This window comes from Rhodococcus ruitaii (genome assembly GCF_055230935.1).
Map to the genome: position 1 here is coordinate 251,707 of NZ_JBUYWC010000003.1, position 16,259 is coordinate 267,965.

Here is a 16,259-nt window from a genome sequence, read left to right on the forward strand (position 1 = left end):
CGCCTAACTTCTGCATACGGGTCGGATGCTGTCGACTCGGCGTCGGGGCCGTCCCGCGTCTCGAAGTCGCCACCCAGCCTTGTGTGGCGGAAGCGATATTCCTGAAGGAGTACAGGTGAACCTGAAGCGCAATCGTGCCCTGCTCGGCCTGTTTGCGGCCGGTGCCCTCACCCTCGCGGCTTGTGGCAGCGACAACAATGCCGGGTCCGTCGAGGTCGACGCGGATGCGTCCGGCGCGACCTGCGAGGGCAAGGCGAACCTCTCCGGTGCGGGATCGTCCGCACAGAAGAATGCGATGGACAATTTCGTATCCACCTACATCGCGGTCTGCAACGAGAAGGGTTCCACGGTCAACGTCGCCTACAACCCGTCGGGTTCCGGCGACGGTCGCACACAGTTCATCGCGAGCCAGATCGATTTTGCGGGCTCCGACTCCGCGATCAAGGAAGAGCAGGCCGCGCAGGCCGCAGAGCGTTGCGCCGGCAGCCCGGCATGGAACCTGCCGCTTGTGTTCGGCCCGGTCGCCCTCGCCTACAACCTCGACGGCGTCGATGATCTCGTGCTCGACGGCGAGACTGCCGCCAAGATCTTCAACGGCCAGATCACCACGTGGAACGATCCGGCGATCGCTGCGCTCAACGAGGGCGTCGAACTGCCCGATACGCCGATCTCCGCGATCGTCCGTTCGGATTCGTCGGGCACCACCGACAACTTCCAACAGTACCTCGAGGCCGCGTCGAACGGCGCATGGACCACCGGTGCCGGATCCGATTTCACCGGCGGTATCGGCGAGGGCGCAAAGGGATCTGCCGGTGTCGCTCAAGCTGTTTCGGGTGCTCCCGGATCGATCACCTACGTCGAGCTGTCCTTCGCCGAGCAGAACGGACTCAGCATCGCGTCGATCGACACCGGCAACGGACCGGTCGAGCTGACCTCGGAGACCGCTGCCGCGGCCATCGACGGCGCCGAGTTCGCGAGCGCAGGCGGAGGCGACCTGACCCTCGACCTCACGTCGATCTTCGGAACCGACGCCGAAGGTGCCTACCCGCTGGTGCTCGCCACCTACGAGATCGTCTGCTCGGGCGGCTACGACGCCGACACCTCGGCAGCGATCAAGTCCTTCCTCACCAGCGCAGCCAACGAAGGGCAGGAGGGTCTCGAAGAGATCGGCTACGTTCCGCTGCCCGAGTCCTTCAAGACGAAGCTGACCGAGTCGATCGACGCGATCGCCTGATCGTCTGAATCGGCGGACCGCCCTTTCCTGAAATCCACCACGAGATAGATTGCGAGTTCACATGAGTGACGCGCCGAGCACCTCGGCTACTCGCGCCGCCGGTCCTGACCCGGCCGGGTCAGGACCGGGCGGTCCGCACGGCAGGACACCGGAGGCCAAGATTACAACCCCACAGACCAAGAAGAAGACAGTCGTTCGGCCAGGCGACCGGATCTTCAGTTCGTTGGCTTCCGGGTCCGCCGTCCTGGTCTCGGTGATCATCGCCGCGATCGCGGTGTTCCTCGTCTGGCGTGCCGTCCCGGCACTGCAGCGCAACACCGTCAACTTCCTCACCAGCCGCGATTGGATCACGCAAGACATCGAGGCGATGGCCTTCGGCGTCCTCGACCTGTTCCAGGTCACGGTCCTCGTGTCGGTGTTCGCGCTGGTACTGGCCATGCCGGTTGCCCTGGGTATCGCAATCTTCCTGACCTCGTACTGCCCTGACCGGATCAAGAAGACGCTCGCGTACATCATCGACCTGCTCGCCGCGGTGCCGTCGATCGTGTACGGCCTGTGGGGCATGCTCATCCTCGCGCCGTTCCTGCGTCCCGTGGCGCAGTTCCTCAACGACAACCTCGGCTGGTTCCCGCTCTTCGCCACCGGCAGCGGTTCGATCATGGGCGGTGGCACCATCTTCACCGCGGGAATCGTGCTCGCAGTCATGATCCTGCCGACCATCGCCGCAGTCAGTCGCGAGGTGTTCGTACAGACCCCTGTAGCGCACATCGAGGCGGCTCTCGCACTCGGAGCAACTCGATGGGAGGTCGTGAAGACCACGGTCATCCCGTTCGGTAAGTCCGGCTACGTCAGCGGTTCCATGCTCGGCCTCGGACGTGCGCTCGGCGAGACAATGGCCCTCTACCTGATTCTGCGGACCACGTCCGACGCGTTCTCCTGGTCGCTGTTCGACGGTGGCGCCACGATCGCATCGAAGATCGCCCTCGGTTACGCCGAGTTCAACAACAACATCCAGGCCGGTGCATACATCGCCGCGGGTCTCGTGCTCTTCATCCTGACCTTCGTCGTCAACGCCGGAGCCCGCATGATCGTCGCTGGAAAGAAGGACTGACGCCATGACGACGACAACCCTCAACTCGCCGGTCAAGGCACCCACATTCCAGCGCGTCAGTGGTGCACGGCGCGCCAAGGACGTCGCGGCCACGGTGCTCGTCACCCTCTCGGTGCTCATCGCTCTCGTGCCGTTGGCCTGGGTGCTCATCACCGTGATCGCCAACGGCATGCCCGCACTGCTCTCCTCGACATGGTTCACCAATTCACTGAGCGGACTGACTGCCTCGTCCATGGGCGGCGGTGTCTACCACGCGATCGTCGGCACCCTGTTGCAGGGACTGGTGTGCGCGGTCATCTCGATCCCGCTCGGCGTGTTCGTCGCGATCTATCTCGTCGAGTACGCAGGCAAGTCGAAGCTCGGCCGCATCACGACGTTCATGGTCGACATCCTCAGTGGCGTTCCGTCCATCGTCGCCGCGCTGTTCATCTACGCGCTGTGGGTGGCGACCTTCGGAATGCCGAAATCCGCGTTTGCGGTGTCCCTGGCACTGGTGCTCCTCATGGTGCCGGTCGTGGTGCGCAGCACCGAGGAAATGCTGCGGATCGTTCCTCAGGATCTCCGAGAGGCGTCTTATGCACTCGGTGTCCCGAAGTGGAAGACCATCGCCCGAATCGTGCTTCCCACCTCGCTCGCCGGCATCATCACCGGAATCATGCTCGCGCTCGCTCGGGTGATGGGTGAGACCGCGCCGCTGCTGATCCTCGTGGGTTACGCACCATTCATCAACTTCAACCTGTTCGGTGGCGAGATGGCCACCCTGCCGGGGCTGATGGTCGCCGAGATGAACAACCCCACTGAAGCAGGCTCGATGCGCATCTGGGGTGCTGCACTGACCCTGATTCTCATCATCGCGATCCTCAACATCGCCGCCAAGCTGATCGGACGCCTGTCGCAGGTCGGGTCCAAGTAGCCGAGTCGGCGATCACCACTTACCTCGAATTCGATACACCATTAGGGAGCCGGTAATGGCCAAGCGTCTGGACCTCAAGGACGTCAACATCTACTACGGGAAGTTCCATGCGGTGTCCGATGTGACGCTGTCGGTGCCTCCTCGCAACGTCACGGCATTCATCGGCCCGTCCGGCTGCGGCAAGTCCACCGTGCTCCGCTCCCTCAATCGCATGCACGAGGTCACCCCCGGCGCCTACGTCGAGGGATCGGTGCTTCTCGACGGCGAGGACATCTACGACGCCGCGGTCGATCCGGTGGGTGTGCGCAAGACCATCGGCATGGTGTTTCAGCGGCCGAACCCCTTCCCCACGATGTCGATTCGCGACAACGTCGTGGCGGGGCTGAAGCTGCAGGGCATGCGCGACAAGAAGAAGCTCGACGAGATCGCTGAGAAGTCGCTGCGTGGCGCGAACTTGTGGACGGAGGTCAAGGATCGCCTCGAAAAGCCCGGCGGCGGTCTGTCCGGTGGTCAGCAGCAGCGCCTGTGCATCGCCCGCGCGATCGCGGTGCAGCCCGACGTACTGCTCATGGACGAGCCGTGCTCCGCTCTCGACCCCATCTCGACGCTCGCGATCGAGGATTTGATCACCGAACTCAAGCAGGAGTTCACGATCGTGATCGTCACGCACAACATGCAGCAGGCAGCCCGTGTGAGCGACCAGACCGCGTTCTTCAACCTCGAGGCCACCGGTAGGCCGGGCAAGCTGATCGAGATCGACGACACCGAGAAGATCTTCTCGAACCCGACACAGAAGGCCACCGAAGACTACATCTCGGGCCGCTTCGGCTGAGTCCTCCACACCGACGACACCGATAGGAGAGCCCCGACCGGATCATTCCGGTCGGGGCTCTTGCGCGTGTGGCGCAGGCGAATTCAGGATTCGGGATACACCGTGAGCTTGTCGACGCGCTGCTGAATGGTGCGGAAATCCTCGAGAGTGGGCAGTTTGCCCGTCACCAGGAAGATCACGCGACGACCGACCTCGACAGCGTGGTCGGCGAACCGCTCGTAGAAGCGTCCCAGGAGAGTCACGTCGACGGCTGCGGCCACGCCGTGCTTCCATTCGCGGTCCATGAGCACCGTGAACAGGTGGCGGTGAAGATCATCCATCGCCTCGTCCTCGTCGTGGAGACGTGCTGCGCGCTCAGGGTCGCGGGTTTCGAGGATCTCGCGGGTCGCGACGCCGAGGGACACCGCGATCCGGCCCATCTCCGCGAAGTACCCGGTAACTTCGTCGGGAAGCACATGGCTGGGATGACGCCGACGCGTGGCCTTCGCGATGTGCAGGGCCAGCGCACCCATCCGGTCGATGTCCGCGACGATCTGGATACCGCTCACCACGGCACGCAGATCTCCCGCGACCGGGCCCTGCAACGCGAGGAGTGCGAAGGCCTTCTCTTCACACACGGCGCCGAGTTCGGTGATCTTGTCGTGCTCTTCGATCACCATCTCCGCGAGGGGGAGGTCGGCCTGGAGCAAGGCCTGGGTGGCCCGTTCCATCGCCGTTCCGGCGAGCCCGGCCATTTCGCCGAGTAGCCCGGTGAGTTCGTCCATCTGTTCGTTGTAAGCGACGCGCATAAGGTCACACCATACGGCGTTCAACGGTACATATCACGATCAGAGAGTGAACCGGACATGAACGACACAGCGGTGTTCCGTGCTCTCAGCTGCAGGGATCGGCGCCCGCGTTGGTCACGGCGAGATCGGCGGGTAGCTCGACGGCGCCCTCGTCGTGTGCCTCTTCGATCATGACCGGTTCGAGCGGGGTTCCGGGTGCGGGCGGAGACGTGACGACTCCGCTGTAGTCGGATCCGAGGACCACCTCGACCACATTGCCGAGTGACGAATCCGATGCCCGCTGCAGCACGGTGCCGGGAAACGCCGAGGCCACCGTCATCGCCTCGGCCTCCAAGCCGGGTGCGAACCGCACGACGGTGTGCGTGCTGGTGCCCGTGTAGTTCCCCACGTTGTAGATGGGGAACCCGTGCATGGCGAGCTCGTCGGCCACGCCGGCCGCAAGGCCGGCCTCTCCCGACGCATTCGACACCTGCACAGACACCCACGACGGATCGACCGCAGACAGTGAGGGAGTCATCACGGGAGGTGCGGCGGGATCGGCCTCGTCGGATGGTGCGTCGCGCTGCTCGCCGGGAAGCGGCTGGTCGTCGATGATCGCGGTGAAGATCGCTTCGATGTCATCGAGCCGGGGAATCTCGTTGCCCCACTCGGTGGTACCCGCGGTGGGCACGGTCAGGAACGTCACGGCCCCGGCGTCGACATTCTGCAGCGACCGCCCGAGCCGCACCAGCGAATCGGCATTGACATTCTCGACGAAGGTCGCGCGGGTGAAGGCGCTGATGAGCCCGTTCAGCTTCCCCGGGTCGAGTAGCACCTGGTTCGACAACGCCGACCGGAGGAGCGAAGACAAGAACTTCTGCTGGCGGTTGATCCGCGAATAGTCGCTGTTGATCTCGGATTCGACCTTGCGTGCACGAACGTAGTCGAGGGCTCTGCGGCCGTCGAGAAGGTGGGTACCCGCTACGTCGATGATCGTGCCGAGCTCGCCGTCCACCAACGGTGTGGGGGTGCAGACCTCGACACCGCCGACCTCGTCGACCATCGACTCGAAGCCGGCGAAGTCGATACCGACGAAATGCCCGATCTTCAGGCCGGACATCTTCTGGATTGTCTTGACCAGACATTTCGGTCCGCCCAGTGCGTATACCGCGTTGAGCTTGTCGCCGTCGGCCGCGGGATACACCTCGGAGCTGTAGTCGCCGGTCTCGCTGTCCCACGCGATACACGTCGGGCGCTCCACGTCGAGATCGCGGGGGAACGACACCGCGACCACCCGACTGCGATCGGCGGGAATATTGACGAGGATCGCCACGTCGGCGCGAGCGCCCTCGGCGTCCTCGACGCCGCCGGCGCCCACCTCGCCGCTGGCACCCGCGCGGGTATCGGTACCGACGATGAGGTAAGTCTCGTCGCCGGTTTGCCCGATGGGATCGACGATGTCCGCAGACTCAGTGTCGAGTGCGGCGATCTGGGAGAACCCGGCCTCTGTTGCACGCAGGTAACTCCAGACCGATCCCGTGCCGACAAGGGCGAGTACCGATACGAGCGAGACCGCGACACGTGCGGCGAGCCGCAGTTTCCGATGCTTGCGTTTCTTGCTCAGCGCCAGCCGGCTCAGCCCGTCGCCGCCCACCGCTTGCGGTGTCGCCGTCGGCTCGTCGTCGAAGTCGTCGGGTTCCGCGTCCGGTCGTGCGGCATCAGCCGGGGCCGATCGGGCTCGGGCATGGTCGATCGGGTTTGCGCGCGCCGGGACACGACCGTGAGGCGTGCCCGCGGGTGGATGCGCCGGGGGGAGCGCCGCGGCCGCGGTGGGGGGCGGCGGGCCCGGCTGTTGCGGAGGCAGAGGAGTTTCTGCCGGTGTGCGGGGTTGCGGAGGTCGCGAGGGTGCGGACGGACGTGGCGGCTGTTGTGTCGGGGGCGGAGGCTGCGGCGTTCGTGACGACGCGGGAGGCGGTGATGCTGTGGAAGGCGGTGATGCTGCGGGAGGAGGTGATGCTGTGGAGGGCGGTGATGCTGTGGAAGGCGGTGATGACGGGGTGGGTGGCGGCGAGTTCTTCTCGCGATCCACCTTGTTCATCAGTTCCGCGACGGTGAGCTGTTTCGACTTGTCCGCGGAGTCGCTTCGCCTGCTGCGCCCGGTCTCGCTGCGCCGACTGTCGGAGCGAGAGCTTCGTCCGCTCTCCGACCGAGCGCTGTCGGCTCCCGAGCCGTCGGATCGGTCCCGACGGGTCCGGCCGGACTGCGAGTCGCGGTGGGAGGGATCGGCGATCGGTCGTTCCCAAGGGGCACGACTGTCGGGCGAACCCGGATCGCGCTCCTCACCCACAGATGCCCTGGCCTCTCCGCGTAGTGTTCCCGCAGTCGTCGTGGCCGCTCTCGGTCCGAGCGACCACGCAATGATACTGATTGCCGGGCGACCAACGAAGAGATGCGAGTGTTGTCTCGCCCAAAAGGTGAATCAGCGCAGGTCATCCACCGGAGTGCATGATGTCTGCACCCGCCGGGACGAGCGTGTCATCGGGGTCGTCGAGCCATCCGTCGGGCAGCGCCACCGTGCTGGGGGAGCCTTGACGACCACGAGGACCTTCGGCATCGGCCGGGAACGGGACGGTCGGATCGAGCAGGCCGAGAAGATCGTCCAACTCGCTCAGCGACGACACCCGTGCCAGGCTGCTCCGCACCTCCGAACCTGCGGGGAAGCCTCGCAGGTACCAGGCGATGTGCTTGCGAATCTCGCGCATGCCCTTGTCTTCACCGTGGTGGTCGGCCAACAGTGTGGCGTGGCGGCGCATGATCATCGTCACCTCGCCCAGCGTCGGAGGGGTGGGGATCTCCCGACCGTTCAGTGCCGCACTCAACTCGGCGAACAACCAGGGGCGTCCCAGGCATCCTCGCCCGACCACGACACCGTCGCATCCGGTCTTGGCCATCATCTTCTCGGCGTCCTCGGCATCGAAGATGTCGCCGTTGCCCAGGACGGGTACGTCCGTGACGTGGTCTTTCAGGCGCGCGATCTCGTTCCAGTCTGCGGTGCCCGAGTACCGCTGAGCAGCGGTGCGGGCGTGCAGCGCCACAGCAGCAGCACCCTCGGCGGCTGCGATCCGCCCCGCGTCGAGGTGGGTGTGGTGCTCATCGTCGATGCCGATCCGGAACTTGACCGTGACCGGCATGTTGGTGCCTTCGGTGGCGCGCACCGCCGCTGCGACGATCTGTCCGAACAGGCGACGCTTGTAGGGCAGCGCCGACCCCCCGCCTTTGCGGGTGACCTTGGGGACGGGACATCCGAAGTTCATGTCGATGTGGTCTGCGAGGTTCTCGTCGACGATCGTCTTCGCCGCGGCGTACGTCGTGTCGGGATCGACCGTGTACAGCTGCAGCGATCGAGGTGTCTCGGTGGGGCCGAAGGTGGTCATGTGCATGGTGACCGGATGACGTTCGACGAGGGCGCGCGCGGTCACCATCTCGCACACGTACAGACCCGACGTGCTGCCGGCCCGCTCGAGCTCGAGGTCGCGGCACAGAGTGCGGAATGCGACGTTCGTCACCCCGGCCATCGGAGCCAGCACTACAGGGCTGTCCAATTCGAGCGAGCCGATCTTCAGGGCAGACATGGGAACCTCGAGAAAGCGTTGTGGTGCATTGGAATACCAACAGTTTTCCTGCGGAAGCCGGCAGGGCAACTGTGCCCGGCACCGAAGACGGTGCCGGGCACAGGATAACCGCTGGTGGCGGTGAAGCCCGAATCGGTCGAAAACGGACCGGGCCCCGCCTGTCGGGTCAAGAGGCGGCTGCGGCGCGCTCGCGCTTGGCTGCCTCGCGGGCGAGTGAACGGTCGCGCATCTCCTCGAACTTCACAGCCTGCTTCTCGAGATCTTCGAGGAAGGTACCGAGTTCGTCGAGGGTCTGCGCGCCGGCGCTACCGAAGTCGCGGTCGAACAACTTCCACTTGCGCAGGACTGGCATCACGACGTCGTCGAGGTGCTGGCGGAGGTCGTAGATGCCGTGCTTGGCCATCAGGACGCCGTTGCGACGGAAGTTGGGCATACCTGCGCCGGGCATCTGGAAATTCGTCAGAACCTCGGTGATTGCCTCGAGTGTCTGAGCCGGTGCCACATCGAGGGCGGCCTCGCAGATGTTGCGGTAGAAGATCATGTGCAGGTTTTCGTCGGCAGCGATGCGCTGGAGCATCTTGTCGGCGATCGGCTCGTTGCAGGCGTGCCCGGTGTTCCGGTGCGAGACACGGGTCGCGAGTTCCTGGAACGTCACGTACGCCACTGATCGCAGCATGCCCGTGTCGTTCGGCGACGCGAAGCCGTTCGTCATGTGCTCCATGCGAGCGTTCTCGAGTGCCACAGGATCGACGCCGCGCGTGACGACGAGGTAGTCGCGCATCACGATGCCGTGGCGGTTCTCCTCTGCCGTCCACCGTCCGACCCACGTTCCCCATGCGCCATCACGTGAGAAGTTGACGGCGATCTCGCGGTGGTAGGAGGGGAGGTTGTCCTCGGTGAGCAGGTTGGTGATCATTGCAGCCTTGGCGACCTCGTCGAGTCGCGACTGTTCAGGATCCCAATCGTGGCCTCCCATGGCTGCGAAGTTGCGACCCTCGTCCCACGGCACGTAGTCGTGGGGGTGCCAATCCTTTGTCATCGAGAGGTGTCGGTTGACGTTCGCCTCGGCCACGGGCTCCAGCTCGCGCAGCAGCTCCAGTTGAGTCAGGACTCGCGTCATGAATTCGTACCCCTGTTCGTGTGATGTCGTTTCGCTGATGCAGCCTACGGGACCGTAGGTTTGTGCCGGTCGAAGTCTGTCGTTGCGCACCGGAACCTGGCAGCGGATCGGAATCACAATGTTTCCTGTCACAAAGTGTCCGGGACTACGGTACCGGGTCATCGTTACGTACCGCCGGAAGTCCCGGAGCCGGAAGCGGCCCCGGTGGGTCCCGAACCCGTCACCACCGCCCCACCAGGCGTCGATGTGGTGAGCGTATCGACCGCGTCATGGTCGTGCCGGTTGCCGAGACGATCGTCGTAGCGACACGAGGCAGCACATCAGGCCGACGAGAGCGCCGCTGACGAGGAGGACGAATCCGTTCTGGTTGGTCAGAGCGGTGCTGTGGTACTCCGTCAGGTAGTCGCCGTGAGACTGGAAGATGCGCACCGAGGCGGCCACACACACCACCAGGGCGAGGGCGGTGCCGACCCAGCCGGTGATCACGGAGTCGAACAGTGCGGCGATCAGCAACAGTACCGATGCTGCCGCGAGCGGAACCGCAAGTGACTGGTACAGCGGCAGGTCCGCAACGACGAGGCTCGAGGGATCACCGATCGGAAATCCGTCGCGGAGTCCCGAGAGGGGGACTTCAGTGGAGCGAACCCCTCCGACCATGGGCAGGACGGTGCCGATACCCAATGCGACGGCGGCCAGGAACAAGCCCAGATCCACGAAACTGCGCATGTGCCTCCCCGCACCGGATCCGATTCGTGCGTGCCCACACTATCCAAAGGTGGGCGGTGAACACCCGGAGAAACGCGAGGGCATGGAATCGAATCCATTGAATCCGGGTGGGACCGTAGGCTGGGCCCATGTCTGACGCCAGGACATCGTCCGAGATCGAGCGAGTGGGAATGAAGCCGTGGCTCAAGAAGACCATCACGGTGCTCATCATCCTGCTCGTGCTCGTCATCACCTATTTCGTCCTTGCCGCGTTCCTGCCTCGATGGTGGGCGCAACGCATCGCAGGTCTTGCCGAGGGGGGCTTCTCCCGTGGGATTCTGTGGGGGCTGTTGTTCGGAATCCTGTGCACTGCGATCCCACTCGTTCTACTCGCCTGGGTCTGGCAGGTACGTGGCTGGAAGTACGGTCGCGGTGTCCAGATTGCGCTCACGATCCTCGCGCTCGTAGTGGCGATACCGAACCTGATGACGCTCAGTGTCGTACTCGGTGGCGGAAATGCCGCCCACGCGGGCGAACGGATCATGGATGTCGACGCGCCCGGCTTTCGCGGCGCCTCGCTAGTCGGCGCCGTCGTCGGGGTGATCGTGTTCGCGCTACTCGTCGGGACAATGGTCCGATACCGGAAACGTGGGAAGGATCTTCGCGCAGCGCGCGCCGACCTCGAACGGAAGGCGGAGGAAGCCGAGGTGCGCGATACCGATCCGGCAGACGGTGCCGACGTCGACCGAGGGCTGCCTCCGGAGGATCCCTCCCCGGGTCGGTAGGCAGCTGTCTGCACCCGAACTGAAACGACCCGGGGTTCGGGAGTGCGGAACGCCGGGTCGTTCGTATGAGCCTGTTGCTTGACCTGAGCGGGCTCCGATCAACATTCTTCCTGACCGAGAGGACGACCGCGAGGGCAGCGATGTCGCGAGTGCGACGGTGTGTCGTACTGGCGCCGTCTGCTGCGTCACGGTGTCTGCGCGCGGCGCGCGGCGTCGATCTGGATCTGGGCGGTGGCGCGGCGCATCATGCTGCGGCCTGGCGGCCGTGGGTGCACCTCTGCGCGGGCTCGACGGGTCGGAGGTCGGGACCGATGACCCAGGCGTACTCGTCGCACAGGTCGCAGTCGTCGATCGGCGACGGCGCATGCATCGGGGGAGGCGTCGGGGTGGGGCGGGGGATCTGCATGGCGTTCCACAGCCGGATCCAGCCCTGCGCGTAGAGGGTGGGGTTGTCGGGCCTGTGCATGGCTTTCGCGCGGTCGGCGAGAGGCTGGACGCCGTGTAGGTCGATCATCGCGAGGATCTCGCCCTTCTGGGCGGGCTTGACGTGCTCGAATGATCCGGGGAGGCCAGCGTCAGCGCAGGCTTCGATCAGGGCCGCGTAGTTGCGGTCGCACTTCTCGAGTTCCTTCTCGGCGGAATCCGACAACGACACATCAGTCCCGAGCACGCTCGCAGGTGAGGTGGCGGTCTGGCCGGTGTTGTTGGTTTCAGTCCTTGGTGATCCATCCTTTGTGAAGGCGCCCGTTTGCCCGTCGCGCGGCTGCCCGGAAGTCGATTTCCTGGTCTTCGGTTCGGGAGGCGTGGTGTCGCTGGTGACGGGCTCTTCGTAGACGGTTTGGATGGTGGCCCATTGGCCGAGTTCGTTCTGGACTTTCTCGCGGACCAGGTAGCCGTGCTCGGCGAGCTCGCGCATGGCGGTGCGTACGGCGGTGCGTCCTTCGCAAGGGGACTGCTGCGCGATTGCTTCGGAGCGGATGCTCCAGTCGAGGGGCTTGGAGAGTAGCCACATCAGGACTCCGCGGGCGCGGAAGCTGAGACGCTGATCGTTGAGGACCGCGTTCGAGAGGACGGTGAAGTTATCGGCGAGGCGTGGGCCGCGGCGGATACCACCCGTGCTCGAGATATGGGTATGCTGGGGCATCGTTCGACTCCTTGGATAGTCGGACAATCGCCCGTCGCGAGTGACAGCTCGTGGCGGGCTCTTTTTTGTTGTGGTCGAACCTTGGCACAAGGTGTGGCACGTTGTCCATCGGCCGCGACACGCCCCACTCATCGTCTGTGACCCAGGCGTCACCAGCTGGGCTTCTCTCTTGGCCCAAAGAACGCCTAACTAGGCGCAAATTAGGCGTTGCTTAGGTTGTCCCAGCTCAGGCGCAGCGGGGGTTCCCTAAAGCGGGTAAAGTCAAATATTGGCGAAGTTAGACTTTTCTAGGCTCAGGAGACCGATCGCGCAGAGAGGCGTAAGAAATCAAGACTCCCGCACCCCCGCCTAACATGCATGAGCTGCTTGAGCAAGTTTCGAAGCAGGGGGCCAACCGTCTGTTCGAGATTTTGAGCACCCGTGAGGCATCATCGAGCGACCGGTACTTGCCCTGGGACAAAATCCGGTACAAGACCCCGCCCGATGGACTTACCCATGAAGAGTGGTGGCTAGGCATACGCATGGCCCGTGAGGCTATGTTGCGGAAGCTGCCGCTGCGGACCACAGATGGAAGCGAATTTTCATTCGCGTTGCCGGATGAGGTTTTGCGCTTACTGGACGAGGTGACGCAGAGGGCCAGCGGACAGATTGCCACTCCCGAGGAGATCACCAACCCCTCGACTCGGGATCGGTACGTGATCAGCTCGCTAATCGAAGAGGCGATCACCTCTAGTCAGCTAGAGGGTGCATCTACCAGCCGGCGTGATGCAAAAAACATGATCAAGTACGGCAAGCAGCCCAAGGACCGCAGTGAGCGGATGATCCTCAACAACTACAACGCGATGAGACATGTCAGTGAGAATCGTGACGCGGATTTCACTCCCGAAGCGATTTGCGAGCTTCATGAAATCGTGATGTATAAGGCACTCGACAACCCTGAGGCTGCTGGGAAGATACAGAGCAACCCCGACCCGGACGATCGGGTGAAGATCTACGACGAGGAAAACAAAGTTCTTCATTCGCCGCCGCCTGTCGATGAGTTGCCGGATCGGCTGCAAGCACTGTGCGACTTTGCGAATGGTCATACTGATGACGGGCCCTATGTGCCTCCGGTCGTGCGCGCTATGGCCGTGCACTTCATGGTTGGGCACGACCACTATTTCGAAGATGGGAATGGCCGGACCGCTCGAGCATTGTTCTACTGGAGCATGCTTAAGCACGGCTACTGGGTGACTGAGCATCTGACGATTTCAAAGATTCTGAAGAACGCTCCAGGGCAGTACACCCGGTCTTTCATCCTGACAGAACAGGATGGTGGCGATCTAACGCACTTCATCATCTACCAGCTTGGCGTGATCAAGAGAGCGCTGGATGAACTCGACCTGTACCTCGCACGGAAAGTAAATGAGCTGCAAGAGGCCCGATCACTAATGGCAAGCGTGCCTGGGGAGTTCAACTATCGGCAGCTTGCTGTCTTGGAATCGGCTGCCAAAGACTCCACCACAATATACACGGTGCGCTCACACATGAAGAGCCATGGAATCTCGCACCAGACGGCACGAAACGACCTCCAGGACCTGGAGCGGCGCGGACTACTGTCACAGTACAAGAGCGGGCGAGAGTACTTCTGGAGTCCTGCCCCTGACATGCTCGCCAAGTTGGACCAAAAGCGGCCCTAATGCGGTCCCCACGGCTTTGGTCGCGGCATCCGGGCGGATCTACGTCAATCAGGTTCCCGGGGTGTCCACGCTCTGAAACAACTAGACCTTGCGATCGCCGCCCGTCTGGCCGAAACGGCCAGCAAGGAAGACTCATGAAGGGCAGCGTCTACAAGCGGTGTAAGTGCCCGGTAGAGCGTGACTCGAAGGGCCGGCGCACGTCGAGAAGATGCTTCGCGACATTGCACAGCCACCGAAGAAGCCAGAGGCAGACGAGAAGATCGCGAAGGGGAAGCGGCGGAACCCGAAGCAGCTGAGCCCCGCGACCGTGAGGAGAGTGCACGCCACCCTCCGGTCTGCACTGACCAGCGCGAAGCGTAAGCACCTCGTCGGCCACAACGCAGCCGAGAATTTGGAGTTGCCGCGAGCGCCTCGCCCGAAGGTCGTGCAGTGGGAACCCGAAGAGCTGCGCCGGTTCCTCGATCACGCCGCGACCGATCGACTCGGTGCGCTGTTCGAGGTGATGGCGATGACTGGGCTACGGCGTGGTGAGGCCGCGGGTCTGCGGTGGGATGACGTCGACCTGGCCAAGGGGATCATCACCGTGCGTCAGCAGCTCGTCGAGGTCGACGGCACCGGGGTCGAATGCAAGTACTGCGGGGGAGAGCACCGGCAGTACCGGTTCGGCCGGCCGAAGACCGCGTCCGGTGAGGACCGCGTCGTCGACCTGGACCAGGCGACCGCGGGTGTCCTGCTCGCGCAGCAGCTCGCACAGGGGGTCGAGCGGGAGCAAGGGGGGCGAGGCGTACAGCGACCACAGTCTGGTGTTCGCTCGGGAAGGCGGCACGCCGTTGCCACCCCAGACAGTCAGCGCCGAGTTCGCTCGACTCTGCGAGGGTGCTGGGCTGCGACCGATCCGCCTGCATGACCTGAGGCACGGTCAGGCATCGCTGATGCTGGCGGCCGGTGTGCCGATCGCGGTGGTGTCCAAACGGCTCGGGCACTCCTCGATCAGCATCACGTCGGACACCTACAGCCACTTGTTGGGTGGAGTCGGTGCCCAGGCTGCGGAGGCCGCGGCATCGTTGGTGCCGCGAACCCCGCGTGACCACTCGGTGACCACTTCGACCGATCCGGACGTCTCCGTACCGGCCGATGACCAGGAAACGCCTGGTCCTGCTGGTGCCCCCAGTAGGGCTCGAACCTACGACCTGCGGATTAAAAGTCCGTAGCTCTACCAACTGAGCTATAGGGGCATGGGCGCACAGTGTAACCGTAGTGCGCTACCGGATCGTATCGGACACGCGGTCGAACGCTCCTGGGGGCTCGGGTGCACACCCCCTGCCTCCGCACCCGAGCCGCGCAAAGCATACCACTCGGTGTGTTCTGTGGTTCAGGTTGTCCTGAGAGACAGGTCACCCGGCCGCGGGGGGTGGCCCGCGACTAGAGTTTTCCTGCGGGGGTCGGATACTCGGAGGACTCGATTCGCTCATGCCAGGTCAACAGGAACGTGCGCGACGCACCCGTTCTGCCATCATCAGGGCGGCTGCTGTCGAGTTCGCGAAGCGTGGCTACGGAGCGGCGTCGATCAACTCGATTCTCGAACACTCGAACGCCACCAAAGGCGCGATGTACTTCCACTTCGCGTCCAAGGACGAACTTGCGCGCGCCGTTCTCGAAGCGGGGCTCGAGCACTATCGGACGATCGTGACCCGTTGGGTCGACGCTGTAGATCTCGATCCGTTCGAGCGTCTGCACGGAATGATCGCGGACCTCGGGGAGGCGCTCCACAACGATGAGGTGATCGCGGCCGAGTTCCGGCTCGTCACCGAACCCGAGTTCACCGACGAAGTGCGGCTGCATGGCATCTATGTCTGGGGACGGGCGGGCTACCAGCTTGCGGCCGAAGCGCAGGAGCAAGGACTGTTCCGTCCGGGTGTGGATATCCGTAGGTTCGTCGAAGCGGTCGGGTCGTCGCTGGCCGGGCAGCGCTACCTTGCGGATCTCACCTCGCCGGACACCGACATCAAGCACAAATTCGAGGCGTGCCTCGAGGTTCCGCTCGAAGCGATGGCCTCGGAACAGTGGCTTGCCCGCTGGCGGGAGCGCGGTTGGTCGCGGACATCGGATCAGTGACATGACCTGCTGATTTGTGATTCAGGAATGCCGTGGCATAAGCTGTCCAAGCTCCCAGCGGAACCGAAAATCCCGTTGAGGGTGCGGGTCGGAGTAATCCGGTCGGGCCCCCTTCGTCTAGCGGCCTAGGACGCCGCCCTTTCAAGGCGGTAGCGCGGGTTCGAATCCCGTAGGGGGTACACTTCGGTCTCGGCCGGATGTGTGCAGTACGCTGGCAGAGAA

The 16,259-nt window shown here is 64.0% G+C and carries 13 protein-coding genes, 2 tRNA genes and 2 pseudogenes; 10 read left to right on the forward strand and 7 right to left on the reverse strand.

The genetic code is table 11. The features are described from left to right. Window positions 1-115 precede the first annotated feature (115 nt). The 4 genes from pstS (at window position 116) to pstB (ending at window position 4,090) form a co-directional block, all read left to right on the forward strand. Window positions 116-1,234: a phosphate ABC transporter substrate-binding protein PstS gene (gene pstS, locus ACZI8W_RS04335; RefSeq protein WP_463367261.1), complete on the forward strand. Its 1,119-nt coding sequence runs from the start codon at window positions 116-118 to the stop codon at window positions 1,232-1,234. Between the two features lie 61 nt (window positions 1,235-1,295). Beyond that, on the forward strand, window positions 1,296-2,345 hold the full coding sequence (pstC, locus tag ACZI8W_RS04340; RefSeq protein ID WP_463367262.1) for a phosphate ABC transporter permease subunit PstC: 1,050 nt from the start codon (window positions 1,296-1,298) through the stop codon (window positions 2,343-2,345). Between the two features lie 4 nt (window positions 2,346-2,349). Continuing rightward, window positions 2,350-3,258 (forward strand): phosphate ABC transporter permease PstA, encoded by a 909-nt coding sequence (pstA, locus tag ACZI8W_RS04345; RefSeq protein WP_463367263.1) that lies wholly within the window; start codon window positions 2,350-2,352, stop codon window positions 3,256-3,258. A 55-nt stretch (window positions 3,259-3,313) separates the two neighbouring features. Beyond that, window positions 3,314-4,090 (forward strand): phosphate ABC transporter ATP-binding protein PstB, encoded by a 777-nt coding sequence (pstB, locus tag ACZI8W_RS04350; protein WP_463367264.1) that lies wholly within the window; start codon window positions 3,314-3,316, stop codon window positions 4,088-4,090. Between the two features lie 83 nt (window positions 4,091-4,173). Here pstB and phoU read toward each other — a convergent pair whose 3' ends face one another. The 5 genes from phoU to ACZI8W_RS04375 all read right to left on the reverse strand — a co-directional run bounded on the left by phoU (window position 4,174) and on the right by ACZI8W_RS04375 (window position 10,335). Continuing rightward, window positions 4,174-4,878 carry a phosphate signaling complex protein PhoU gene (gene phoU, locus ACZI8W_RS04355; RefSeq protein WP_463367265.1) on the reverse strand — a complete coding sequence of 235 codons (705 nt, stop codon included), beginning with the start codon at window positions 4,876-4,878 and terminating at the stop codon, window positions 4,174-4,176. Between the two features lie 85 nt (window positions 4,879-4,963). Then, complete coding sequence (locus tag ACZI8W_RS04360; RefSeq protein WP_463367266.1) at window positions 4,964-6,955, reverse strand: LCP family protein; 1,992 nt, start codon at window positions 6,953-6,955, stop codon at window positions 4,964-4,966. A 391-nt stretch (window positions 6,956-7,346) separates the two neighbouring features. After that, window positions 7,347-8,489 carry a tRNA dihydrouridine synthase DusB gene (gene dusB, locus ACZI8W_RS04365; RefSeq protein ID WP_463367267.1) on the reverse strand — a complete coding sequence of 381 codons (1,143 nt, stop codon included), beginning with the start codon at window positions 8,487-8,489 and terminating at the stop codon, window positions 7,347-7,349. A 166-nt stretch (window positions 8,490-8,655) separates the two neighbouring features. Continuing rightward, window positions 8,656-9,609, reverse strand: a complete 954-nt coding sequence (locus ACZI8W_RS04370; RefSeq protein ID WP_463367268.1) for an acyl-ACP desaturase — start codon at window positions 9,607-9,609, stop codon at window positions 8,656-8,658. A 267-nt stretch (window positions 9,610-9,876) separates the two neighbouring features. After that, complete coding sequence (locus tag ACZI8W_RS04375; protein WP_463367269.1) at window positions 9,877-10,335, reverse strand: hypothetical protein; 459 nt, start codon at window positions 10,333-10,335, stop codon at window positions 9,877-9,879. Window positions 10,336-10,463: 128 nt separating this feature from the next. On the opposite strand from ACZI8W_RS04375, the gene ACZI8W_RS04380 reads away from it, so the two are divergent. Continuing rightward, entirely contained in the window at window positions 10,464-11,099 is a 636-nt protein-coding gene (locus ACZI8W_RS04380) for a hypothetical protein (RefSeq protein ID WP_463367270.1), read from the forward strand. A 244-nt stretch (window positions 11,100-11,343) separates the two neighbouring features. On the opposite strand, the gene ACZI8W_RS04385 is transcribed toward ACZI8W_RS04380, so the two are convergent. After that, window positions 11,344-12,243: a replication protein gene (locus ACZI8W_RS04385; RefSeq protein WP_463367271.1), complete on the reverse strand. Its 900-nt coding sequence runs from the start codon at window positions 12,241-12,243 to the stop codon at window positions 11,344-11,346. A gap of 353 nt (window positions 12,244-12,596) precedes the next feature. Here ACZI8W_RS04385 and ACZI8W_RS04390 point away from each other — a divergent pair, with 353 nt between their 5' ends. From ACZI8W_RS04390 to ACZI8W_RS04400, 3 genes and pseudogenes are all read left to right on the forward strand, one after another. Further along, on the forward strand, window positions 12,597-13,922 hold the full coding sequence (locus tag ACZI8W_RS04390; protein ID WP_463367272.1) for a Fic family protein: 1,326 nt from the start codon (window positions 12,597-12,599) through the stop codon (window positions 13,920-13,922). A 208-nt stretch (window positions 13,923-14,130) separates the two neighbouring features. After that, window positions 14,131-14,454 (forward strand): annotated as a pseudogene (locus ACZI8W_RS04395) (site-specific integrase); the annotation flags it as partial. Window positions 14,455-14,473: 19 nt separating this feature from the next. Continuing rightward, window positions 14,474-14,884 (forward strand): annotated as a pseudogene (locus ACZI8W_RS04400) (tyrosine-type recombinase/integrase); the annotation flags it as partial. A 197-nt stretch (window positions 14,885-15,081) separates the two neighbouring features. Here the strand turns inward: ACZI8W_RS04400 and ACZI8W_RS04405 are convergent. After that, a tRNA-Lys gene (locus ACZI8W_RS04405) sits at window positions 15,082-15,157 on the reverse strand. Between the two features lie 235 nt (window positions 15,158-15,392). Between ACZI8W_RS04405 and ACZI8W_RS04410 the strand changes: the two genes are divergently transcribed. Next, window positions 15,393-16,037: a TetR family transcriptional regulator gene (locus ACZI8W_RS04410; protein WP_463367273.1), complete on the forward strand. Its 645-nt coding sequence runs from the start codon at window positions 15,393-15,395 to the stop codon at window positions 16,035-16,037. A 106-nt stretch (window positions 16,038-16,143) separates the two neighbouring features. After that, window positions 16,144-16,216: transfer RNA gene (locus ACZI8W_RS04415), tRNA-Glu, on the forward strand. Window positions 16,217-16,259: the final 43 nt, after the last annotated feature.